Source organism: Lentzea alba, assembly GCF_011067745.1.
GTDB lineage: Bacteria > Actinomycetota > Actinomycetes > Mycobacteriales > Pseudonocardiaceae > Lentzea > Lentzea alba.
Genome location: NZ_JAAMPJ010000007.1, coordinates 409,568 through 434,157, shown reverse-complemented (window position 1 = coordinate 434,157; position 24,590 = coordinate 409,568). Strand labels below are relative to the sequence as shown.

The 24,590-nt window shown below is 71.8% G+C and carries 9 protein-coding genes and 1 pseudogene; 6 read left to right on the top strand and 4 right to left on the bottom strand.

Annotated elements, in window-relative coordinates; genetic code table 11:
* Positions 1–60: 60 nt before the first annotated feature.
* Positions 61–660, bottom strand: a complete 600-nt coding sequence (locus tag G7043_RS26670) for a TetR/AcrR family transcriptional regulator (protein WP_166050004.1) — start codon at positions 658–660, stop codon at positions 61–63.
* A 92-nt stretch (positions 661–752) separates the two neighbouring features.
* Here G7043_RS26670 and G7043_RS26665 point away from each other — a divergent pair, with 92 nt between their 5' ends.
* Together G7043_RS26665 and G7043_RS26660 are read left to right on the top strand one after the other, a co-directional pair.
* Complete coding sequence (locus G7043_RS26665; protein WP_166050002.1) at positions 753–1,622, top strand: alpha/beta fold hydrolase; 870 nt, start codon at positions 753–755, stop codon at positions 1,620–1,622.
* Between the two features lie 83 nt (positions 1,623–1,705).
* Positions 1,706–2,566, top strand: coding sequence for a hypothetical protein (locus G7043_RS26660; protein WP_166050000.1), 861 nt, complete (start codon positions 1,706–1,708; stop codon positions 2,564–2,566).
* Between the two features lie 69 nt (positions 2,567–2,635).
* On the opposite strand, the gene G7043_RS26655 is transcribed toward G7043_RS26660, so the two are convergent.
* Positions 2,636–6,190 carry a S8 family serine peptidase gene (locus G7043_RS26655; protein ID WP_166049998.1) on the bottom strand — a complete coding sequence of 1,185 codons (3,555 nt, stop codon included), beginning with the start codon at positions 6,188–6,190 and terminating at the stop codon, positions 2,636–2,638.
* Between the two features lie 122 nt (positions 6,191–6,312).
* Here G7043_RS26655 and G7043_RS26650 point away from each other — a divergent pair, with 122 nt between their 5' ends.
* Both G7043_RS26650 and G7043_RS26645 read left to right on the top strand, forming a co-directional pair.
* A complete protein-coding gene (locus G7043_RS26650) occupies positions 6,313–6,813 on the top strand; it encodes a SigE family RNA polymerase sigma factor (RefSeq protein WP_166049996.1) in 501 nt (166 codons plus the stop codon).
* Positions 6,813–7,868: a hypothetical protein gene (locus tag G7043_RS26645; protein ID WP_166049995.1), complete on the top strand. Its 1,056-nt coding sequence runs from the start codon at positions 6,813–6,815 to the stop codon at positions 7,866–7,868. Before G7043_RS26650 ends, G7043_RS26645 begins: the two co-directional genes overlap by 1 nt.
* A 226-nt stretch (positions 7,869–8,094) precedes the next feature.
* Here G7043_RS26645 and G7043_RS26640 read toward each other — a convergent pair.
* A pseudogene (locus G7043_RS26640) lies at positions 8,095–8,520 on the bottom strand (alpha/beta fold hydrolase); the annotation flags it as partial.
* Between the two features lie 188 nt (positions 8,521–8,708).
* Here G7043_RS26640 and G7043_RS26635 point away from each other — a divergent pair.
* Positions 8,709–9,155, top strand: a complete 447-nt coding sequence (locus G7043_RS26635) for a PPOX class F420-dependent oxidoreductase (protein ID WP_166049992.1) — start codon at positions 8,709–8,711, stop codon at positions 9,153–9,155.
* Positions 9,156–9,232: 77 nt separating this feature from the next.
* On the opposite strand, the gene G7043_RS26630 is transcribed toward G7043_RS26635, so the two are convergent.
* Complete coding sequence (locus G7043_RS26630) at positions 9,233–10,780, bottom strand: aspartate aminotransferase family protein (RefSeq protein ID WP_166049990.1); 1,548 nt, start codon at positions 10,778–10,780, stop codon at positions 9,233–9,235.
* A gap of 293 nt (positions 10,781–11,073) precedes the next feature.
* Here G7043_RS26630 and G7043_RS26625 point away from each other — a divergent pair, with 293 nt between their 5' ends.
* Positions 11,074–24,549, top strand: a complete 13,476-nt coding sequence (locus G7043_RS26625; RefSeq protein WP_166049989.1) for a type I polyketide synthase — start codon at positions 11,074–11,076, stop codon at positions 24,547–24,549.
* Positions 24,550–24,590 lie beyond the last annotated feature (41 nt).

Here is a 24,590-nt window from a genome sequence, read left to right as displayed (position 1 = left end):
CGGTGAGGCTAGTGGTGTGGCCAGCCTGCGAAGAGCGCATCTATGAGATGAGTGGCGGGCTCAACCGGCGAACAGGTGGCCGAGCCGGTAGTCGATGATCCGCGTCGCCTGTTCGGTGTCGTAGGCCTCGACCAGCATCGCGCTGAGCAGGCCGGCGGTCATGGTCGCGAGCGCGTCGGCCTCCAGCCGGGTGTCGAAGTGCGCCGGAACGCCGCCGCGCTGCTGGGCCTGTTCGAGCTGGTCGGCGAGCAGGCGCACGAGGTGGGGGAACATGGCCTGCTGGTCCGGAGCCTGGCCGCCACGGGTGACGTCAACGGCGAAGTAGGCGATCTGCACCGCGCACAGCATGCGGGTGCGTTCGTCGGTCGGCAGCACACCGAGCAGGCACGCGCGGATGACGGCGCGTTCGTCGCCGGTCCGGAACGCCTCGGCGATGCCGCGTCCTGTCCGCTCGCCGCTCAGTTCGGTGATGCGTTGCCAGGCGTAGTGCAGCATCTGTTCTTTGGTGGGGAAGTAGTACTGCACCTGGAACATCGAGATGCCGGCCTCCGCGGCGACCGCCCGCAGCGTCACCGCCTGAAGACTCCGCGTCGCCGCGATCCGGAAGAGCGCCTCCGCGATCTCACGCCTTCTCTCGTCGTGGTCAACGCGTTTCGGCACGTGATCACTGTGTCACACCGGCCGCTGTTGGCAGGACGGACCGGCCGCTATAGCATTGCATCTGCATTGGAAAAACGGGTCTGGGGGTCGAGATGCTCGGAAAGTTCGTGGATCAGAAGGCGCAGGAGAGGTACTTCGCCACGTACGACGCGATCTTGCGGAAGTGGCCCGTTCCGGCCGAGGAACTGGACGTCGAGACGCGGTTCGGGCCGACCAGGGTCCGGCGCAGCGGCACCGGTCAGGGCACGCCGATCGTGCTGCTGCACGGTGTCATGGGCACGTCGCTGTCCTGGTACTTCTTCGTCGCGGAACTGGCCGAGCGGCACACGGTGTACGCGGTGGACACGATCGGCGAACCGGGTCGCTCTGTCCAGACGCGTCCCGTGCAGAGCGGCCAGGACCAGGCGGAGTGGCTCGCCGACGTGCTCGCCGGCCTCGGCCACGAGAAGTTCCACCTCGTCGGGATCTCCCGCGGCGCCATGATCGCGCTGGACCTCGCCATGCGCTCCTCCGACCGGATCGCGAGCGTGATCGCCGTCGAACCAGGGGGCTTCGGGACCATCGGGTTGCGGTTCGTCCTCTGGAGCTTCGGCCAGATGTTCCGCTGGCTGCTGCCGGCGCCGATTCTGCGCCGGGTCATGTCCGGAGATCCCCACGTGCGCCGCACACTGGCCCCGTTGCTGCTCCGCGGGCTCAAGTACAAACCGCACTTCCCGCCACAGTACGAGTTCACCGACGACCAACTGCGCGCGATCGACGTGCCAGTCCACTTCGTGCTCGCCGAACACTGCGCCGTCCACAACTCACGCGAGGTCGCTGCGCGCGTCGAGGCGCTCAATCCCCTCCTCCGCGCGGAGATCGTGCCGAAGACCACCCACGCGCTGCCCCTGGAGGAACCGGACCTCACGATCTCCCGGATCCTCACCCTCGTCGAGGACGACAGGGCGGACTTGCCGGAATGAATGCAGTGAGCGTCGGTGCTTAATCAGCCGCCCTCGACGGGGACGTTGAAAGGAGCACGGCCACCGGCTGACACAATGGACGAATGGCTCTGGGTTACGTTCTCGCCGTGCTGGCGACCCTGGCGTCAGGCAGTGGTTCGATCTTGGAGTCGATGGGTGTCCGGCGGGTGGCCGCGCACGGTGGATCGTCTCTCGATCTCATCGCTCTCTGGCGTCAGTGGCTGTACTTCCTCGGCCTCGGTGTGAACCTGCTGGGATTCGCCTTCGCCTCCGCGGCATTGCATCGGCTGCCGTTGTTCCTCGTCCAGTCGATGCTCGCGTTCAGCGTCGGCGTGACCGCCATGATCAGCACTTTCATGGGCGCCCGCCTGCGTGCACCGGGATGGGGCGGGCTGGTCGTCGGCGCGACCGGCCTGGTGCTGCTGGGCGTGTCCGCCGAACCGGGCCCGGCACAGGCCCTGCCGTCGCATTGGCGGTGGATCCTCGTGGCCTCGGTGATTCCGGTGGCAGCGATCGGCGTCTACGCCCGGCGCCACAACCACGTCTGGGCGACGGTGGCACTGGCGTTCGGCTCCGGTGTCGCCTACAGCGTCGTCGGCATCTCGGCACGAACGCTCCACGTCCCGGACGCCGTGTGGCAGCTCGTCCTGGAACCGGCGGCCTGGTCCATCGTCCTCAACGGACTCACCGCGGCGGTGCTGTTCGCGTTGGCGTTGCAGAAGGGCGGTCCGACCGATGTGACCGCGATCATGTTCACCACCAACACGGCGCTTTCGTCGTTCGTCGGACTGGTCTACCTCGACGACCACATCCGCGACGGTTACGTGACCGCCGCCACCATCGGGTTCGTCCTGGCGATCGCCGGAGCGATCGCGGTCGCCCACTACTCGGCGAACACCCGGCAGAAAGAGCCCACGCCGGAGCCGGCCGGTGTGCGGGTGTGAGGCGCCTGCGTCCTTGAACGACTGCGCGGCGGACGCTGTCGCGACCGCCGCGCAGCCAGGAACCGCGGGTCAGCTCACCTGGTAGGCCCTGATGATCGTCTGGGTCACCGTGTTGCCGTCCTGGTCCGCGGCGCTTGCGCGCAGCGACACGAACCCGGCCGCCGGGTTCTGGATGACCGCCAGCCAGGCGCCGTTCGCGTGCAGCACCGGCACCCGCTGCCAGGTCTGCCCGTCGTCGTGGGACACCTCGACCTGGTTCGGCTTGGCCTTGCCGCCCTGCGAGCCCGGCTGCCGGTCGACGCGGAACGGCACCGGGAACAGCGTGTTGCGGGGCGCGCGGTTCGTCAGGTCGAGCTTGGGATCGAAACCGATCGACAGCAACGGCAGTGGTGTGGCGGCGGTGGTGTGCCCGGACCGGAAGCCCCATTCCGCGCTGACCTTCGTGGACAGCGGCCATCCCGGGTTGCTCCGGCTCGCCTCGGCGGTGAGCCGGTAGTTCGCCGCGGCAGCGGGCACCGTGAACTGCCCGCTGCCGGGTTGGCCGCTGCGGGCGATCTCCTTGCCGTCGACGTAGAGCACGGTGTCGCCGGTGTCGCCGGAGTCGGGGAACCCGGAGTGGCCGGCCGAGTCGGAGAACAGCGGCAGCCGGGCGTTGATCTTCTCGCCCGCGCGGTACGCCAGGTGCGGCTCGGGCGAGAAGAAGCCCACCGACCCGGTGACGCCCGGCCCGATCACGGCCTTGCCCCAGTCCACAGCGGCCTTGTCGCCGGGCTTGAAGGTCCGCTTGGCGGCCTCGTAGTTCTGCGCGGAATCGCCCGCCGGCACGCTCACGGAGTTGGTCCAAGTGGCAGGGGAGTAGTACTCGGTCCGCTCCAGGGGTTGCGGAGTCGACGTCGACTCCAGCGCGCCCTCCAGGTCGTACTTCCCGTCGGTGGCGAACATCGACGCGTAACCCACACCGTCCACCGGCGCCCGGTAGGTCGTCTTCACCGTGGCCAGGTCGCTGTTGCGCGGCCGGTAGGTGACGTTCGCCGGAATGTCCCCGTAGCTGGGGAACACCAGCTCGTACCGGTACGGGCTGACCGGCAAGCCGGTCAGCGTCACGGACGCGTTCGGCAACTTCGCCAGCCGAGCGCCGTCGGGGCTGAACGTGTACGTCAGCGGCAGTGGCGGCGCCTCCATCAACCGCACAGGGCTGCCGGAGAAGTGGAACAGCGCCGAGTTCGCGCCCGCCTCGGCGATGGCCCGCACCCGCGGGCTGAACTCGAGGCCCTCACCGTTGCCCAGGGTGAACACCGCCAGTTTGCCCTTGAGATCGGCCGCGGCGATCTCGCCGGGGGTGGCATGTCCAACGTCCACAGCGGACAGTGCGTGAGAGCCGGCCGGCTGCGGCGAGCCCGGTATCCACTGCACGGGGATCTCGAACGACTCGGGCTTGTCGACCGTCAGCCGGACCTGGGGCCGTTCGAGCTTCATCCGGTCGAAGTACCGGAACTCCTTGGTGTGCTTGGTGGTGGGCGCGGTGTAGTCGTTGTTGTCCGACATGCTGTAGTAGCCCACGCCACGCGCACCGGTGTCGATGACCATCCCGTTCGTCCAGGAGATCGGGCGGGCGTCCTTCTCGTCGGTCTGCACGGTGACCTTTTTGCTGTTCCTGGCGTCCAGCGTGACCACGGTGTCCTTGTGCAGGTCGACCTCCGGGTCGGCCACCCTGGTGCTGGTCGGCAGGGGCTGACCAGGAACCGCCGTCTGGACCGTGCCCAGCACGGCGTACCGGCCCGCAGGCAGCCGAACGGTGCTGTTGTTGCCCATCAGGTCGAAGTCGTCCTGGCCAGTGCCCAGCGGAACCCATATCGCGCTCGCCAGCAGGCCGCCGGGCGGCGCGGCGCCGTTCTGGTCGATCAGCTTCGTCGTCAGGTCGTAGCTTTCCGGTTCCTTGTACGCGCCGACCGGCGTCTGGATCACCGTGCCGTCGCTGCTCTTGGCGACGAGCCTGCCGCCGTAGACACCGATCTGCGCGGCGGCGTGGTCGAAGGTGACCGTCACCGTGGCCTCACCGTTGGCGGGCACCGTGACCTCGTCGGCGTTCAGACGGAATGCCGGGACGTCCATGCTCAGCCGCAGCGAAACCGGTGCGCTGCCGGTGTTGCGGTACGTGATCTGCTTGGTCAGCGCGGGCTGGTTGTGCGGCCACCGCACGAAACCGAGACTCAGGCTCCCCGTGCTGGGGATGATCGTCTGCCTGGACGCCCGGCTCACGTCGAGCCGGCCGGCGCCCTGCTGGTAGATCGTGGCGTCGATCGGGCTCGCGCTGCCCATCAGCGCGGCCTTGAGCTGCGGGCCGGTCCAGTCCGGATGCTGTGCGGCCAGGATCGCCGCGGCACCGGCCACGTGCGGCGTCGCCATGGAGGTGCCGCTCAGCCGCGCGTGGTGCTCGCCGACAGCGCGGTCGGCGAGCGTGCCCTCGGCCCGTGCGGCCACGATGTCCTCGCCGGGCGCGGCGATGTCCGGTTTGACGGCGTAGTCCTTGAACCGCGGTCCCGGCTGTGAGAACAGGCTGTACTTGTCCTGCTTGCTCACGCTGGCCACGGCGAGTGCCGCGTCCGCGGACGCCGGGCTCGAGACCGATGTCCTCTGGCCGTAGTTGCCCGCAGCGACCACGAACAACGTGCCCTTCTCCGCCGAGAGGCGGTTGAGCGCGATCTCCAGCGGGTCGCTGACGCCGTCGCCGGGGCCGCCACCCAGACTCATGTTCACGACCTTGGCGCCGCTGTCCGCGGCCCACTGCATGCCCGCGAGGATCGCGTCGAACGGGCAGCCGCTCTTCTGACAGACCTTGCCGATCAGCAGGTCCGCGCCCTTGGCGACGCCGGTGTACTGGGCGCCACGGCCGGCGACGGTCGAGGCCACGTGCGTGCCGTGCCCGACGTTGTCGACGATGCCTTCGCCGGTGAAGTCCTTCTCGCCCTTCACGATCCCGGCCAGATCGGGGTGTTTCGGGTCGTAGCCGGTGTCGAGGACCGCGACGGTCGCGCCCGCGCCGGTGTGCCCGGCCTGCCAGGCGGCCGGCGCGCCGACCTGCGGCACGCTCACGTCCAGTGACGGCTGAACCTTGCCGTTGAGCCAGATCTTGCCCACGTCGGCCTTGTCGAACAGTTCCGCGGCCTTGTTCTTCGGCGTGGCCACCGCGGAGAGCGCGACCGACGGCAGTTCACGGGTGATCCTGCCGAGCGTCCGCGCGCCTTTGGACTCGACCAGCAGCGGGATCTCCGGCGTGTGGGCGTCGTCGTAACCCAGGTCGATCAGGCCGGTCACGTCGAACAGCTTGCGATCCAGTTTGCCCGCCCGGATCAGCGGCTCGGCGACCGACGGGATCACCGTGACGCCCTTGGCGCTGACCGACTTGATGAACCGCACCGGCCCGAGCCGGGCGGCCGGCTGGATCTTCGCGTCCCAGGAGCCGTCCTTCCTGGTCACGGTCACCTTGTCGCCGGTGATCAGCGTGACCGTCCTGGGCGCCTCGGCCGGCGCCGGTGTGGGTTGTCGCGCGGCTGCCGGTGAGACGGCCACACCGGTGGCCACCACGGCTAAGACCGCCGCATGGATGAAACCGCGTTTGCGCACAGATCGCCCCTTGTGACGTCGGCTGGTACTTCCCCCGTACCTCTATGACTCGTGAGTGGATCAACCTGTTTATTCGCCGAAGCCGGTAAACGGATCGCCGTCGAGGTGAGTCTTCAAGGGTGATGGCTGACTACGACGACTTCGCCCGAGCGCAACTACCGCGGTTGCTGCGGTACGCGACGATGCTCACCGGCGAGCGGGAGCAGGCGGCTGATCTGGTGCAGGACGTGCTGGTCAAGGTGTACCGGCACTGGTCCCGGATCAGCAGCACGGATCATCCCGACCGATATGTGCTGCGGATGGTGACCAACGGCTACCTGTCCTGGCGACATAGCTGGTCTGCACGTGTGATCGCGTCGGGTGACCTCCCGGACGAGCCACGGGCGGACGATTTCGCTTCGGACCACGCCGCGCGCGAGGACATGTGGCAGCGCTTGGCGCGGCTGCCCAAGCGCCAGCGGGCCGTGGTGGTGCTGCGGTACTACGAGCAGCTGCCCGATCCCGAGATCGCCGGGCTGCTCGGCTGCGCCCAGGCCACCGTCCGGGCGCACGCCCACAAGGCATTGGCGGCACTGCGAAACGGCTTGGCCATCGAGCAGATGGCGGAAGCCAGGGAGAGGTAATGAACATCGAGAACCTGATCAAGGACACCTTCGCGGCGCGCGAACACGACGCGCCCGACAGCGACGCGGTGCTCGCCGCGGCGCGGCAACGCATCGACAGCAGGCGCTCCGGGCTGAGCCGGCCGCTCGCGGTCGCCGCCGGGGCGACCGTGCTGACCCTCGGCGCGGTCACCGCCGTGGTGCTGAACCGGCCGGATTCCGCGGAGCAACCCCAGATCATCGCCAACGCGCCTCAAAGCAGCCAAACCCCGGTGCCCACCGGGCAGGCCGCGGCAGGACTGCAGATGCCCTACTCCCTCGGCTGGCTCCCGCCGGGCTCGGTCGCCTACCGGGCGCACCGGATCAACGTCGGGTCCAGCGCGGCCAAGCCGGACATTCCCCTGTACGGCGGCGAGTACATGCTGACCGTCACGGCCGATGGCCAGGTCCTGGAAGTCGACGTCCAGGAGTTCCGGATGGTGTCGCCGGACAAGGTGACGTTCAAGTCGGGTCCAGGCCAGGCTGTGACGATCAAGGGGCAGCCCGGGGTCGAGAGTTCGGTGTCCACCGGGCCAGGTGGGTACGAGCTGTACGTGGCGCACCCCGACGGCGGTTCGATGTACGTGAACGTGAACGCCGCGCCCGGCAGTGCCGCGCCCGCGCAGCAACTCGTCGACGCCGGCCGCCGGATCGCGGAGAACATCAAGTTCCCGGGCACGACGACCGTCACCCCGGCCTACGGCCTGCGCGACCTGCCCAACGGGTTGCGGATCTGCGCCTTCAACGTCCAACAGAGCCCGGCAGGGCCCCTGGGAGGGGCAGGGACCAACACGAGCTACTCGCTGGGCACGTGCACCGTCGAGCCGTCGATCTTCGTCAACAGCGCTGTCGTCGGCGACCCGACCGGCACACCGGGACAACCCGTGCAGGGCCACGCGACGCGCTACGTCAACGAGAACGGCTACCACCAGCTGTGGGTCCTCGGCGCGGTCGAGGGAGGCCCGGTCGTCATCGCCGGCCGGGTACCGCTGGCCGACCTGTACGACATCGCCAACCGGCTCGTCCTGCCGCACTGACCGCGGCTCGAACAGCGGTGAGCCAGAACCTGTTGCCGTACTGGGGGTACAGGTTCTGGCTCACCGCTGCTCACGTGTCGGTGTTGTTGTTCTTGCGGTAGGCGCTGGGCGATTGGCCGTAGGCGGCTCGGAACCGGCGGGTGTCGGCGCAGAGTTTGTAGAGATGGCGCAGGGAGATGTTGTGGGCCGCCGCGATCTTGGCCGGGCTCAGGTCGGGGTCTGCCGCGTCGAACACCTCCACCGGCACGCCGCCGGGGTTGTCCTCGGTGCGCAGCATGAACGGTGGCACCGCCGAGACGAGCACGACCTGCGCCACCCGGCCGGTGCCGTGCCGGCCGACGTAGCGCGCGACGTCGCCGCCACCGGTGGAGAACCCGACCAGAGTGACCTCGTCCAGGTCCAGGGACGTCAGGAGCGCGGCGAGGTCGTCGGCGTAGGTGTCCATCTCGTTGCCGTGCCACGTCTGGGTGGACCGGCCGTGCCCGCGCCGGTCGTGGGCGATCACCCGGTACCCGTTGTCCGCCAGGAAGAGGCCCTGGGCCTCCCAGCTGTCGGAGTTCAGCGGCCAGCCGTGGCTGAGCACCACCGGGCGGCCCGAACCCCAGTCCTTGTAGAAGATCTGTGCGCCGTCGGACGCTTCGACGTAACTCACCGCGGTCTCCCTCGAAGTCGGTTCTGTCCCGACGATTCCCGGAGACCAGCGGTGCTCGAATCCCGTGGTTCGCGTAGTGGAAGACGCGCACCACGTGGTGATGTGATCGGAGAGCGTGCGGAGGAAGCAAGACGGGCCGGAGACCACGCCGAGATCATCAGAGACCGGTGCGGCGCCATAATCTGCGTATGACTGTTTCGTCTTTCGACCCGCGCGACCTGCTTGCGGAAAGCCGTGCCGGTGTTCTCGCGACAATCAAGCAGAGCGGCGTTCCGCAGCTGTCCCCCGTGTGGCCCTTCTACGACCGGGACGCGGGTGTCGTCTACGTGTCGGCGGACGCCAATTCGGCCAAGACGGCCAATCTGCGTCGGGACCCGCGCGCCGCGTTGGAGGTCACCAGCCCCGACGGCTGGTCGTGGGCGACCGCTGAGGGCACGGTCACGGTGACCGGCCCGGGAACCGACCCGAACGGACCCGAGGTCCAGGCCCTGGTGGACTACTACCGCGTCGCCGTGGGCGAGCACCCGAACTGGGAGGAGTACCGGACGGTCATGGTCGCCGACCGCCGCGTCCTCATCACCATCAAGGTCGACCGCGTGTACGGCAACAAGCTCAACGCAGAGGCCTACTCCTAGAACAGAGCGGGCTGCACGTGAGGGGGCCGTGTCCATCGTTGATGGACACGGCCCCCTCACGTGCGGGTGGCCGCGGCTCAGCCGAGCAGGGCCTTGCCGTCCTCGTCCCGGATGAGGCCGATCAGCGTGCGCAGACCAGTCTCCGTGCGGGCGATCTCCTCGTCGGTGATGTGGATCGACGGTTCGAAGCGCAGGGTGCTGGTGGCACTGGCGGTGGGGAAGACGCGCATGTTGTGCTCGCGCAGGAGGTAGCCCGAGAACATGTAGCCGATCAGGCCGCCCTTGGCCTGCTCGGCGATGATGTCGGAGTCCGAACCGGACAGGTCGTGGAACTCCAGGCCCGTCATCAATCCCTTGCCGCGCACGTCTTTCACGACGTCACCGAACTCGTCGCGCAGCGAGCGCAGCATGGCGAGCAGCTTGTCGCCTCGCTCGGCCGCCCGCCGGTACGCCGCGCCACCGTCGGCCTCCAGCATTTCCACGGCGCGCAGGGCGACGAGGGTGGAGAGGCTGTCCTTGGCGTACGTGGAGGTGTGCAGCAGCTCGAAGTCGGTGCGGTAGATCGACGACCGGATCAGCGTGACCGCGGCCTTGGCGACACCGCCGCCCAGACTCTTGGCCAGGGTGATGTAGTCGCCGCGCAGTCCCAGGTGCGACGCGGCGAAGAACGCTCCGGAGCGGCCCATGCCGCTCTGCACCTCGTCCACGATGACCGGGATGCCGGCGGCGTCGAGCCGTTCGCGGACGCGCGCGATGGAGTCGGCGTCCAGGACGCGGATGCCCGCCTCACCCTGGATGGGCTCCAGGACGTACGCGCTGATCACCGGCAGCGGACGCTCGACGACCCGGATGACGCCGCCGTCGACGGCGAGGTCGAACAGGGTCCGGCTCTCGGCGGCGATCGCGGCGGAGACGGCGTCGGCGTCGAGCGGCACGAACCGGCACGGCGCGGCCATGGCGGTGAACGGCGTGCGGTAGGCGACGTTGTGGGTGAGCTGGATGCTGCCCGCGAGCTTGCCGTGGAAGGAACCCTCGGGAGCGAGGTAGACCGGCGGCGTGGCGGCGCGCTCGGCGTTGGCGGCACGCAGGGCGGCGACGACCTCGTCGAGGTCCGACCCCGGCAGGGGTGACGCGTCCAGCGTCGCGCCGGAGGCCGCCGCCGCGATGGCGGCCTCGATGTGGGCTTCGACCTCGGCGAGCGCTTCGCCGATCTTGAGCACGCGGTCCATTTCGGCGTGCTTGATGGCCACCTCGTTGGCCTCGGCGCCGCTGTTGGCGAAGATCACCTGGTAGTGCTCGTCGTCGCCGAACTCGCGGTGCAGGATGGTGTTCAGCGTCCACGCGAGGTCGTTCGCGTAAGGATGCCGGGAGAACTGCGCGTGAATCGGGCTGCCGCTGTCCAGGAGCGATTTCGTGTACTCGATGATCTCCGGGTTGTTGTGCCCGTGAATGGTCGACCCGTAGCCGCCGACGAGATCGAGCACCTCGATCTCGTCGCCACTGGTGTCGCGGTAGTACAGGGAGTCCTTCTGCGAGCGGGTGTATTCGACCCCGAGTCCCAGCGAGGCTAGCCAGCCGAACATGTACGGTTCGGCCAGTTCGGGCTTGTCGACCACTGGGTTCATCTTCTTCCCCAATCCACGCCGGTTATCGGGGACGACCGTAGCCAACGTCCGGTGAATCTCCGTCTACATCTGGTCTTTCTCCGGTAATGGTCCACGGGACGGTTGATGCGGGAACTTTTTCCGAGAATTTACCGGGCTGTTCCGGGAACTGTTCGCCGGAAAGCCGGTAACCGACTGGTCAAACGGTTCGTTACTGATTTTAGGCCGTCGCGTCGCTGACTGTGGTTAATGTCCTCAGGGTTTGGGTCGGGAAAAACCCAACCGGTTTCCGCAAGCGAAGGGCAGACGATCCCATGGCGAGTGGTCAGCATTTCCACGTTTCCGAAGAAGAGGACGCGATCGCGGTCATCGGGATGTCCTGTCTGCTGCCAGGGGCACGTGACGTGGCCGCGTTCTGGGAGCTGCTGCGGTCCGGGCGCGACGCGCTGACCGACATGCCCGCGCACCGCTGGGAACCGATCTCCGCTGATCCGGGCGACCCGGTGCGCAGAGGTGGGTTCCTGGACTCGATAGCCGATTTCGACGCCGCCTTCTTCGGCATCTCGCCACGTGAAGCGCGGGCCATGGACCCGCAGCAGCGCCTGCTGCTGGAGCTCGCCTGGTCCGCACTGGAGGACGCCGGAATCGTCGCCGCCGACCTGGAGGGCAGTCCGACCTCGGTCTACGTCGGCACCGCGCGTGAGGACTACGCCGGTCTGGTCTACCGCCAGGGCTCGCCCGCGATCACCCAGCACACCAACGCGGGCGTGCACCGCGGCGTCATCGCCAACCGCGTCTCCTACGCCCTGGGCCTGCGCGGCGCGAGCCTGACCGTCGACACCAGCCAGTCGTCGTCGCTGGTCGCGGTGCACCTGGCCTGCGAGGCCCTGCGATCGGGGGACTCCGCACTGGCGCTGGCCGCGGGCGTGAACCTCAACATCGTGGCCGAGACCGTGCTCGGCGCCGAGCGGTTCGGCGGGCTGTCGCCCGACGGCCGCTGCCACACCTTCGACGCCAGGGCCAACGGCTACGCGCGCGGCGAGGGCGCTGCCGTGGTCGTGCTCAAGCCGCTGAGGGCGGCCATCGCCGACGGCGACCGGGTGCACGGCGTGCTGCTGGGCAGCGCGGTGAACAACGACGGCGCGACCTCCGGCCTGACCGTGCCGAGCGCGCTCGCGCAGGAACAGGTGGTGCGGACGGCGTACCAGCGAGCAGGCGTGTCCCCGGACGACGTGCAGTACGTCGAGCTGCACGGAACCGGCACCCCGGTGGGCGACCCGATCGAGGCCGCGGCGCTGGGCGCGTCGATCGGCACGCTCAAGCGGTCCGGCGACCCCCTGGTCGTCGGCTCCGTGAAGACCAACATCGGCCACCTGGAGGCCGCGGCGGGCATCACCGGCCTGGTGAAGACCGTGCTGGCGATCAGCAACCGGGAGCTGCCCGCGAGCCTCAACCACGAGACGCCGAACCCGGCCATCCCGTTCGACGAGCTGAACATCTCCGTCGTCACCAGCCACTCCTCCTGGCCGCACCCGGACCGCAGGCTCGTCGCGGGCGTCAGCTCCTTCGGCATGGGCGGCACGAACTGCCACGTGGTCGTGGCGGAGGCGCCGCCCGCCGAGCCCGCCCGGCCCGCCGAGCCCGCCGTGACCCGACGGCTCGCTGAGTCCGCCGCGTCCGCTGAGTCCGCCGGGACCCGACGGCCCGCTGATCCCGCTGATCCCGCCGGGGCCCGACGGTCCGACGTCGCGGTGCCGCTGCCGGTGGTCGTCTCCGGCCGGAGCCCACAGGCGCTGCGCGCGCAGGCCGAGCGGCTCCGCGCCGCCGTCGAGGAGGGGGACGCCGACGTCGCGTCCGTGGGTTGGTCCGCGCTGACCACGCGCACCCGGTTCACCCACCGCGCCGTCGTCGTCGCCGCGGATCGCGAGGAGCTGGCCGCCGGCCTGGGCGCACTGGCGGCGGACGCCCCCGCGGCCGGGCTCGTCACCGGCGTCACGTCGCCGGGCGCGACGGCGGCCGTGTTCACCGGTCAGGGCGCCCAGCGGATCGGCATGGGCCTGGAGCTGCACACCGCGTTCCCGGTCTACGCGCGGTCTTTCGACGAGGTCGTGGCGCTCATCGACCCGCACCTGGACCGCCCGCTGCGCGAGGTGATCGAGAGCGGGGAGGACCTGGACCAGACCGGGTACACCCAGCCCGCGCTGTTCGCGGTCGAGGTGGCGCTGTTCCGGCTGCTCGAGTCGTGGGACCTGCGGCCGGACTTCGTGATGGGCCACTCCATCGGCGAGATCGCCGCCGCCCACGTCGCGGGAGTGCTGTCCCTGCCCGACGCCGTCGCGCTCGTCACCGCACGCGGACGCCTGATGCAGGCGCTGCCCGGCGGCGGCGCGATGGTGGCCGTGGGCGCGACGGAGTCGCAGGTCGCCGAGCACCTGTCCGACACCGTGGCGATCGCCGCCGTCAACGGCCTTGACGCCGTGGTGATCTCCGGTGACGAGGACGCCGTGCTCGACGCCGCCGCGCGGTTGCGGGAGGCCGGGCACCGGACCAAGCGGCTTTCGGTGAGCCACGCCTTCCACTCCCACCGCATGGACGCGATGCTCGACGCCTTCCGCGACGTCGTGTCCGGCCTGGAGTTCCACCCGCCGCGGATCGCGGTGGTCTCCACGGTGACCGGACAGGTCGCCACCGCCGAGCTGCTGGCGTCCCCGGAGTACTGGGTGGAGCAGGTCCGCGCGACCGTCCGCTTCGCCGATGCCGCGCGCGCCCTGGAGGCGGCGGGTGTGCGCACGGTCGTGGAGTTCGGTCCGGACGGCGTGTGCTCGGCCATGGTCGCCGACAGCGTGGTCGACCGATCGGCGGTGCGGGCGGAGTCGGTGCTGCGCAAGGGCAGGCCGGAGACCCGCACCCTGATGACCGCGGTGGCGCGGCTGGTCGTGTCCGGGGTCGAGCTGGCGTGGGACTCGGTGTTCGCGGGCACCGGGGCACGCCGGGTCGACCTGCCCACCTACGCCTTCCAGCGCGAGCGCTACTGGGTCACCGAAGGCCCGGCCGACAGCGCGGCCTCAGCTGGCAGCGCCACCCCCGCCGACAGTGCCGGCAGCGCAGCCCCCGTCGGCAGCGCGGCCTCCACCAGCAGCGCGGCCTCCGCCGACAGCGCAGCCCCCGCCGCGCGCCCGGTCGCGGGCCGGTCCACCCGCACGGCCGACCTGGTGACCGCGCACGTCGCCGCCGTCCTCGGCCTCGCGCCCGGCCAGGCCGTCGAGGCCGACCTGCCGTTCCGCGACCTGGGCTTCAGCTCGCTGATGACCGTGGAACTCGGTGACGCCCTCGCGGCGGCCACCGGGCTGAGCCTGCCGTCGGGCACCCTGTACGACCACCCGACGCCCGCCGCGCTGACCGCCTACCTCGACACCCGGCTCGGCGGCGGTGACGCCGCCGACGACGAGTTCGCCACCGTCGGATCGGACGACGAGCCCATCGCGATCGTCGGAATGGCGTGTCGCTACCCCGGCGGGATCGCCTCGCCAGAGGACCTGTGGGGCCTGGTCGCCGGCAACGGCGACGCCATCTCCGGTTTCCCCGCCGACCGGGGCTGGCCAGAGGACCTGGTCGATCCCGACCCCGGCGCGTCCGGCAAGAGCTCGGTGCGCGAGGGCGGCTTCCTGCACGACGCGGGCCGCTTCGACGCCGGCTTCTTCGGCATCTCCCCGCGCGAGGCGCAGGCGATGGACCCGCAGCAGCGGCTGTTGCTGGAGACCACGTGGGAGGCGCTGGAACGGGCCGGTCTCGTCGCTCGTGATCTGCGTGGCTCCCGCACCGGCGTCTTCATCGGCGCCACGACGTTCGACTACGGCCCCCGGATGCACGACGCACCGGCGAGCGTGGAGGGGCATCTGCTCACCGGCGGCACGGCCAGTGTCATGTCCGGCCGCATCGCCTACCAGTTCGGTCTGCTCGGCCCTGCCATCACGGTGGACACCGCGTGCTCGTCGTCCCTCGTGGCGCTGCACCTGGCCGTCCAGTCGCTGCGCAGGGGCGAGACATCGCTCGCGATCGCGGGCGGTGTGGCGGTGATGTCCACACCGGGCATGTTCCTGGAGTTCTCCCGCCAGCAGGGTCTCGCGCCCGACGGCCGCTGCAAGTCCTTCGCCGCCGCCGCGGACGGCACCGCGTGGGCCGAGGGCGTCGGCCTGCTCGTGGTCGAACGACTGTCCGACGCCCGCCGCAACGGGCACCCGGTGCTGGCCGTGGTGCGCGGCACCGCCGTCAACTCCGACGGCGCGTCCAACGGCCTGACCGCGCCGAGCGGCCTGGCGCAGCGGCGGGTGATCCGCCAGGCCCTCGCCGACGCTCGACTGACCGGCGCCGACGTCGAGGTGGTCGAGGCGCACGGCACCGGCACCAGCCTGGGCGACCCGATCGAGGCGGCGGCGCTGCTCGCGACCTACGGCACCGACCGCGGCGACCGGGAGCCGGTGCTGCTCGGGTCGCTCAAGTCCAACATCGGCCACACCCAGGCCGCGGCCGGTGTCGGCGGCGTGATCAAGCTGGTGCAGGCGATGCGCCACGGCGTCGTTCCGGCCACCCTGCACGTCGACGAGCCGACCCCGCACGTGGACTGGTCCTCGGGCGCGGTCTCGCTGGTCACCGCGAACCGCGCCTGGCCGGAGACAGGTGAGCCGCGCCGAGCGGCGGTCTCGTCGTTCGGAATCAGCGGCACCAACGCCCACGCCATCATCGAGGTCGAGCCGCAGGCGCAGCGCACGGGTGGCGGTGACGCGTCGAGGACGCCGTGGGCGTTGTCCGCGCCGACCGCCGACGGCCTGCGCGCCCAGGCCGCGCGGCTGCGCGAGTTCGTGCTCACCCGGCCGGACGCGCACCCGGCCGACATCGGCCTCGCGCTGGCGACCACGCGCACCCCGTTCGCCCACCGCGCGGTGGTGCTCGGCTCGACCGGACCGGACCGGCTCGCCGGGCTGGCCGCGATCGAAGGCGGTGAGGCCACGCCCACCGCGGTGCGCGGCACGGCGTTGCCCGGCAAGACCCTGCTGATGTTCACCGGCCAAGGCGCACAGCGAGCCGGCATGGGAGAGGAGCTCCGCGCCGCGTTCCCGGTGTTCGCCGACGCGTTCGACGAGATCGCCGCGCACCTCGACCCGCACCTGGACCGCCCGCTGCGCGAGGTGATCGAGAGCGGGGAGGACCTGGACCAGACCGGGTACACCCAGCCCGCGCTGTTCGCCGTCGAGGTGGCGTTGTACCGGTTGGCCGCGCACCACGGCGTGACGCCGGACCTGGTGGCCGGGCACTCGATCGGCGAGCTGGCCGCCGCGCACGTGGCCGGCGTGCTCTCCGCCGAGGACGCCGCGACGCTGGTCGCCGCCAGGGGCAGGCTGATGCAGGCCGCGCGGTCGGACGGCGCGATGATCGCCATCGAGGCCGAGCCCGACGCCGTCTCCGCCTCCATCGCCGAGCACGCGGGGCTGGTCGACATCGCCGCGGTGAACGGCCCGAGGGCGGTGGTGATCGCGGGTGACGCGGAGGTCGCGAGCCGGGTCGCCCAGCAGTGGAAGGACAAGGGCCACCGGGTGCGCGCGCTGCGGGTCAGCCACGCGTTCCACTCGCCGCACATGGACGGCATCCTCGACCAGTTCCGCGCGGTCGCCGAGAGCCTGACGTTCCACACGCCCACCATCCCGATCATCTCCACCGTCACCGGCGCGGTCGTGGCCCCGGAACGGATCACGACCGCCGACTACTGGGTCGACCAGATCCGCTCGGCGGTGCGGTTCCACGACGCCGTGCTGACCGCGACCGGCCTGGGCGCGACGGTGTTCGTCGAGATCGGCCCGGACGCGGTGCTGACCGCGCTGGCCCGGGAGACCATCGAGACCGCCGGCGCCACCGCGACCGCCGTGCCACTGGCACGCGCGGACAAGCCGGAGGCCGACACCTTCGTCGCCGGGCTGGCGGGCGTGCACGTGGCCGGTCCCGAAGTCGACCTCACGCGGTTCTTCCCGGACGCCGTCCCCGTCGACCTGCCGACGTACGCGTTCCAGCGCGAGCACTTCTGGCTGACCGCGGACTCGCGCCCCGACGCACGAGGTCTCGGCCTCGACGCGGCCGGGCACCCGCTGCTCGGCGGAGTGGTCGACGTCGCCGACGACGGGAGCGCGGTGCTGACCGGCGTGCTGTCGACCAAGACCCACCCGTGGCTGGCCGACCACGTCATCGAGGGCGTCGTCCTGTTGCCCGCGACCGCGTTCCTGGAGCTGGCGTTCGCCGCCTGCGAGCACACGGGTGCCGAGCGGGTCGCGGAGCTGACGCTGGAGGCCCCGCTGCCGCTGCCCGAGGGGGAGTCGGTGCGGGTGCAGGTCAGGGTGGCCGCCGCGGACGACTCCGGCGCCCGCCGGTTCACCGTCCACTCCCGACCGGCCGGCGACGACCCGGCCGCCGCCTGGACCGAGCACACCGCCGGCCTGCTGGGGCCTGCCCAGGCGCAGCCCGCCGTGCCGGGGACTTCCTGGCTGTCCGCGGGCGCGGTCGCCGAGCCGGTCGACGGCACCTACCCGGCGCTGGCGGAACTCGGCTACGACTACGGCCCGGTGTTCCAAGGGCTGCGGTCGGTGTGGTCCGCGGGAACAGATGTCCTGGCCGAGATCGCGCTGCCGGAGGCCGACCACGACGACCGGTTCGGACTGCACCCGGCGCTCTTCGACGCCGCGCTGCACGCGTTGCTGCCCGACGCGGCACGCGACCGCGACGAGATCCGGCTGCCGTTCGCCTGGGAAGGCGTCACCCTGCACACCAGGGGAGCCACCGCCGCGCGGGTGCGGGTGTCACCGGTCGGGCGCGACGCCGTCCGGCTGGAGCTGACCGACACCACCGGTGCGCCGGTGCTCACCGTCGAGTCGCTGACCCTGCGCGGGGTCTCCCGCGCCGTGATCGGCAAGGCGGGCAAGAACACCTCGCTGTTCGGCGTTGCCTGGCCCGCGATCGCGAACCCCGGCAGCGGGACGCAGACCCGCGCCGACCTGGCCGCCACGCTGGCCGACACCGAACGCGCCGACGTCGTGGTCGCCACGCTGACCGGCGGTGGCGACTCCCCGGCCGACGCGCACGAGGCCACCGCGCTGGCGCTGACGCTGGTGCAGGAGTGGCTGGCCGACCAGCGGTTCGCCGACTCCACGCTGGTCCTGGTGACCAGCGGCGCGGTCGCCGCACTGCCCGGCGACCGGGTCGACGACCTGGCTCACGCGCCCGTGTGGGGCCTGGTCCGCTCGGCGCAGGCGGAGCACCCCGGTCGCCTGGTGCTGGTCGACACGGACGGCTCGGACGACGCTCTCGTCCTCGCGGCCGCGGCGAGCGGGGAATCGCAGATCGCCATCCGCTCGGGCAGGCTGCACGCCGCCCGCCTGGCGAGGACCACGGGCACGCCGACCGGGCGGACGATCGACCGCGACGGCACCGTCGTGATCACTGGAGGCACCGGCGGTCTTGGTGCCCTGATGGCCCGGCACCTGGTGTCCGAGCACGGAGTTCGGTACCTGCTGCTGGTCAGCAGGCGCGGCGAGGACAGCCCCGGCTGCTCCGCGCTGGTCGACGACCTCAGGGCGGCCGGCGCGCAGGTCCGGGTCGCCGCCGCCGACGTCGCCGACCGGGACTCGCTCGCCACCGCCCTCGCCCTGGTCCCGGCCGAACACCCGCTGACCGCCGTGGTGCACACCGCGGGCGTTCTGGACGACGCGACGATCACGGCGCTGACCGGGGAGCAGGTCGCGACCGTGCTGCGGCCCAAGGTCGACGGCGCGTGGAACCTGCACACCCTGACCGCCGACGACGATCTGGCCGCGTTCGTCCTGTTCTCGTCGGTCTCCGGGATCGTGGGCATGGCCGGGCAGGGCAACTACGCCGCCGCGAACACCTACCTCGACGCGCTCGCGGCCCGCCGAGCCGCCGACGGGCTGGCCGCGACCTCGCTCGCCTGGGGCCTGTGGGGCGCGGAAGCGGAGGGCATGGGGGCGACCCTGTCCGAGGCGGACGTCCAGCGCTGGGTCCGCGCCGGCGTGCTCCCGCTGACGCGGGCGCAAGGCTTGGCGATGTTCGACGAGGCGCTCGGCTCGGCCGACCGGCTGGCCGTGCCCGCCGCACTGGACCTCGCGGCCGGCGGCGCGCGCCCACGGCTGTGGCACGGCCTGGTCCGGCCGCGGCGGGGGGAACGCCGGGCGGTTCAGGACGGCTGGGCCGCGCGGATCGCCGCGCTGTCGGAGATCGAACGGGCGCCGGCCGTGCTGGAGCTCGTGCGGCGCACGGCGGCGCTGGTGCTGGGTCACGCCTCCGGTGCGGCGGTCGAGCCGACTCGGGCGTTCAAGGACCAGGGCTTCGACTCGCTGACCGCCGTCGAGCTGCGCAACCAGCTCGGCGTCGCCACGGGGGTGCGGCTGCCGTCCACCGTGGTGTTCGACCACCCGAGCCCGGAGGCGCTCACCGCGTACCTGCTGGGCCAGCTGGGTGGCGGCGACGCGGCCGGCACCGCGGTCAGGGCCACCGTCGCCGACGACGACCCGATCGCGATCATCGGCATGGCCTGCCACTACCCGGGCGGTGTCCGGTCGCCGGAGGACCTGTGGCGCCTGGTCGCCGACGGCGCCGACGCGATCAGCGGGTTCCCGACCAACCGGGGCTGGGACCTCGACCGGCTCTACGACGCCGACCCGGAAGCGATCGGCACCTCCTACATCAGGGAAGGCGGCTTCCTGCACGAAGCCGACCTGTTCGACCGGGACTTCTTCGGCATCTCCCCGCGTGAGGCCATCGCGACCGACCCGCAGCAGCGGTTGCTGCTGGAGACGGCGTGGAACGCCTTCGAGAGCGCGGCGATCGACCCGGCGACCCTGCGCGGCAGCAACACCGGCGTGTTCGTCGGGGCCATGTACGACGACTACGCGTCGCACCTGCCGTCCGTGCCACCGGAGTTCGAGGGATTCCTGCTGGTGGGCAACACCTCCAGCGTGATCTCCGGCCGCCTGGCCTACACCTACGGGCTCGAAGGCCCGGCGGTCACCGTCGACACGGCGTGCTCGTCCTCGTTGGTGGCCCTGCACCTGGCCGGGCAGGCGCTGCGGTCGGGCGAGTCGGACCTGGTGCTGGCAGGCGGGGTGACGGTGATGGCCGGGCCCAGCTCGTTCGTCGAGTTCAGCAGGCAGCGCGGGCTGTCGCCCTCGGGCCGGTGCAAGTCGTTCTCCGCCGACGCCGACGGCACGGTGTGGAGCGAGGGCGTCGGCCTGCTGCTCCTGGAGCGGCTGTCGGACGCCCAGCGCAACGGGCACCGGGTGCTCGCGGTGCTGCGCGGCTCCGCGATCAACCAGGACGGCGCGTCCAACGGGCTCACCGCGCCCAACGGGCCGTCGCAGGAACGCGTGATCCGGCAGGCCCTGGCGAACGCGGGACTGAGCCCGGCCGACATCGACGTCGTCGAGGCGCACGGCACCGGCACCCCGCTCGGCGATCCGATCGAGGCGCAGGCGTTGCTGGCCACCTACGGCGCCGCGCACGACGCGGACCGGCCGCTGTGGCTGGGGTCGCTGAAGTCCAACATCGGCCACTCCCAGGCGGCGGCCGGGGTCGGCGGCGTCATCAAGATGGTCGAGGCGATGCGGCACGGGACGCTGCCGCGCACGCTGCACGCCGACACGCCGTCCCCCCACGTGGACTGGTCCTCGGGCGGGCTGGCGCTGCTGACCGCGCAACAGGAGTGGGAGCGGGGGAGTGAGCCGCGCCGAGCGGCGGTGTCGTCGTTCGGCATCAGCGGCACGAACGCGCACGTGATCATCGAGCAGGCGCCCCCGGCCCCGGTCGACACCGCTGACCCGGTCACCGCGGTTGCGCCGCCGGTGCTGCCGTGGCTGCTCTCCGGCAACTCGGTCGCGGGCCTGCGCGCCCACGCGGCCCGGATCGGCGAGCTGCTGGCCGAGGGCGACGTCGACCGGCTCGACGTCGCCCTGTCCCTGGCCACCACGCGGTCTGCGCTCGCGCACCGCGGCGTGATCGTGGCCGCCGACCGCGACGAGCTGCTGCGCGGCCTGTCCGAGTTGGCCGCCGACGGTCCCGAAGCGGTGCGCGGGGTCCGCACCGAGGGCCTGACCGCGTTCATGTTCACCGGTGGCGGTGCTCAGCGCGTGGGCATGGCCAAGCAGCTCTGCGAGGCGTTCCCGGTGTTCCGGGACACCTTCCACGAGGTGGCCGACGAGCTGGACAAGGGCCTGCCCCGGCCGTTGAGGGAGGTCATCGAGACCGGCGACGAGCTGGACCAGATCAACTACCTGCTGCCCGCACTGTTCGCCGTGGGGGTCGCGCTGTTCCGCCAGCTCGCGGCGTGGGGCGTGCACCCGGACTTCCTCATCGGCCACTCGACCGGCGAGCTGATCGCCGCGCACGTCGCCGGGGTGCTGTCCCTGCCGGACGCGGCCACGCTGGTCACCGCGCGCGGTCGCCTCATGCGCGGCCTGCCCGAGGGCGGCGCGATGATCGCGATCCAGGCGACGGAGGAGGAGGTCGCCGCGACGCTGCCGGCGTCCGGCCGGGCGGTCATCGGCACCATCAACAGCCCGCAGTCGGTCGTCGTCTCCGGCGACACCGACGCCGCGGAGGCCGTTGCCGCGCTTTGGAAACAACGTGGGCGCAGCACCAAGCGACTGGCCGTCAGCGTCGCGTCGCACTCGCCCAGGATGGAACCGATGCTCGAGGAGTTCCGGGCTGTCGCCGAAGGGCTGACCTTCCACCGTCCGACCATCCGGGTCGTCTCGACGGTGACCGGCGAGGTCGAGTCCGGCGACCGGTGGGCCACCGCCGACTACTGGGTGGACCACGTGCGCCTGCCGGTGCGGTTCGTCGACGGCGTGCGCAAGCTGGAGGCCGAGGGCGTCAGCACGATGCTGGAGCTGGGCCCTGGCGGGGTGCTGTCGGCGATGGCCGCTGCCTGCGTGGAACGCGCGGTGCCGGTCCCGGCCATGCGCAACGGCCACGACGAGGCGCGGACCCTGGTCGAGGCGCTGGGCCTGCTGCACACCAGGGGCGTGCGGATGGACTGGGCGGCGTTTTTCGCTGGTACCGGGGCGAAGGTCGTCGATCTGCCCACGTACCCGTTCCAGCGCGAGCGCTACTGGCTGGAATCCGCGAGCACGCCGGCGGCGTTCGGCCCGCGGCCCGGCGACCACCCGCTGCTGGGCGGAGCCGTGCGGCTGGCCGACACCGACGAGGCGTTGTTCACCGGCGAGGTCTCGCTGGGGACGCACCCGTGGCTGGCCGAGCACACCGTGTCCGACGCCGTGGTGCTGCCCGCGCCGGCGTTGGCCGAGGCGGCTGCCTGGGCCGGCCGCGAGGTCGGCTGCCCGGTCGTGGCCGAGCTGACGGTGCTGGCCGAGCCCGCCGTGCCGGAGTCGGGCAGCGTGGTCGTGCAGGCCCGCGTCGGCGAGGCCGACGAGACCGGCGCGCGTGCGGTGTCCGTGCACGCCAGGGTCACCGAGGACGAGTGGGTCAAGGTGGCCGGCGGTGTGCTGACCGCCGAGACCGCGGCGGTGAGTCCGGCGCAGCGCGGCGACGCGGTCGAAGTGCGGCTCGCCGACGAGCACACTCGGGACGCGCGCGGGTTCGGGCTGCACCCGACCCTGCTGCGGCGGGCACTGGAGCTCGCGGGCGTCACCCGTGGCCACCTGGCTTCGCAGTGGCGCGGGATGCGGCTGCACGCCACCGGCGCCGCGGTGGTGCGGGCGCTGGTCACCCCGACCGGGGAGAACAGCGCGTCGGTGCTGCTGACCGACGCCGACGGTGGCCTGGTCGCCGCCGTGGACGCGGTCACCTGGCGCGACCGGAGGCCTGCCGACGTGGCCGGCGGTCCCGGCCCGGTCCGTTCGCTGCACCGGCTGGAGTGGACGGCGCTGCCGTTGACCCCCGGCACGTCCGCGGTCACCTGGGCCGCCGTCGGCGGCACCCGGACCGACCTGCCGGTGTTCGCCGACATCGCCGCCGTCGCCGAGTCCGGTGTGCCCGCCGAGGTGCTGCTGCTGAACGTCGAAGCCGAAGCAGGCGACGACCTCGCGGCGCGGACCCACGCGGTCACGTCGGCCGTGCTGGCGTCGCTGCGCACGTGGTCGGCCGACGAGCGGCTGGCCGAGACCAGGCTGGTGGTGCTCACCAGGAACGCCGCCGTCGTCGCCGGGTCCGACGTCGCAGACCCGGCCGCCGCCGCGCTGTGGGGCCTGGTCCGCTCGGCACAGCTGGAGAACCCGGGCCGGATCGTGCTGGTGGACAGCGACACCGACACCGCCGACCTGAACCTGCTGGCCGCACTGCTCGACGCCGACGAGCCCGCCGCCGCCCTGCGTGGCGGTGAGATGTTGGCGCCTCGCTTCGGGCGGGTCGACGGCTCGGCGGCGGACGGCGGCGGGAACGGCTGGCCCACCTCGGGCACGGTCCTGATCACCGGGGGCACCGGCGCCCTGGGTGCGCAGGTCGCCCGTCACCTCGTGGTCGAGCACGGCGTGCGGCGCCTGCTGCTGGTGAGCCGGTCCGGTGCGAACGCCGCGGGCGCCGAGCCGTTGCGGCTCGAGCTGGCCGAGCACGGCGCGTCGGTGGAGATCGTCGCCTGCGACGTCGCCGACCGTGACGCGATGGCCGCGGTGCTGGCCGGCATCCCCGCCGAGCACCCGCTGACCGCCGTGGTGCACGCGGCCGGGGTGCTGGACGGCAACCCGGTGACCGGGTTGGAGCCCGCGCAACTGGAGCGCGTGCTTCGGTCCAAAGTGGACGGCGCGTGGCACCTGCACGAGCTGACCGAGGGCATGGAGCTGTCCGCGTTCGTGCTCTTCTCCGCGCTCCTCGGCGTGTTCGGCGGTCCGGGGCAGGCCAACTACGCCGCCGCCAACGCGTTCCTCGACGGCCTGGCCCGGTACCGGGCGTCCCGCGGCCTGCGGGCGACCGCGCTGGGCTGGGGGCTGTGGGAGGTCGACGGCGGCATCAGCGCCGGCGTGACCGACGCCGACCTGAACCGCTTCCGCCGCGACGGGTTCGCCCCGCTCGGGGTGGCCCACGGGCTGGCCGTGCTCGACGCCGCGCTCGGCCTGCCCGACGCCGCGCTGACCGCGACCCCTCTCGACCTGGACGCCCTGCGTTCCGGTGGCGACGTGCCGCCGTTGCTGCGCGGCCTGGTCCCGTCCACCGGACGAGCCGCCGGGGCGGGGGAGGACGACGGGGTGCCCCTGGCCGAGCGGCTGGGCGGCCTGCCAGCCGAGAAGCACGAGGCGACGGTCCTGAGGCTGGTCAGCAGCCAGGTGGCGGCGGTGCTCCGCCTCCGCGACGCGGACGCCGTCGACCCCGATCGGCCCTTCCAGGAGCTGGGCTTCGACTCGCTCACCGCGGTCGAGCTGCGCAACCGGCTCAGCGCGGCGGTGGGCGAGCGGCTGACCGCCACGGTGGTCTTCGACTACCCGACGCCCGCCGCGCTGACCACGTTCCTGCTCGCCCTGCTCGCCCCGGACAGCGCGGCGTCACCGGCGTCACCGGTGCTCGCCGAGCTGGACAAGCTGGAGGACGTGCTGTTCGCCGTCGGCGAGGAGGACGAGAGCAGGGACTCGATCACCGTGCGCCTGCAGACGATCCTCTCCCGCTGGATGGAGACGTGGAACAGCTCCGGGATCTCCGCCACCACACCGGACGCGGCCATCGAGGAGGCGTCCACCGCGGAGCTGCTGGCGTTCATCGACAACCAACTCGGCCGAGCCGACAGCTGACACGTCCTGACGAGACTCTGAGAGAAGACCATGGCGGATGA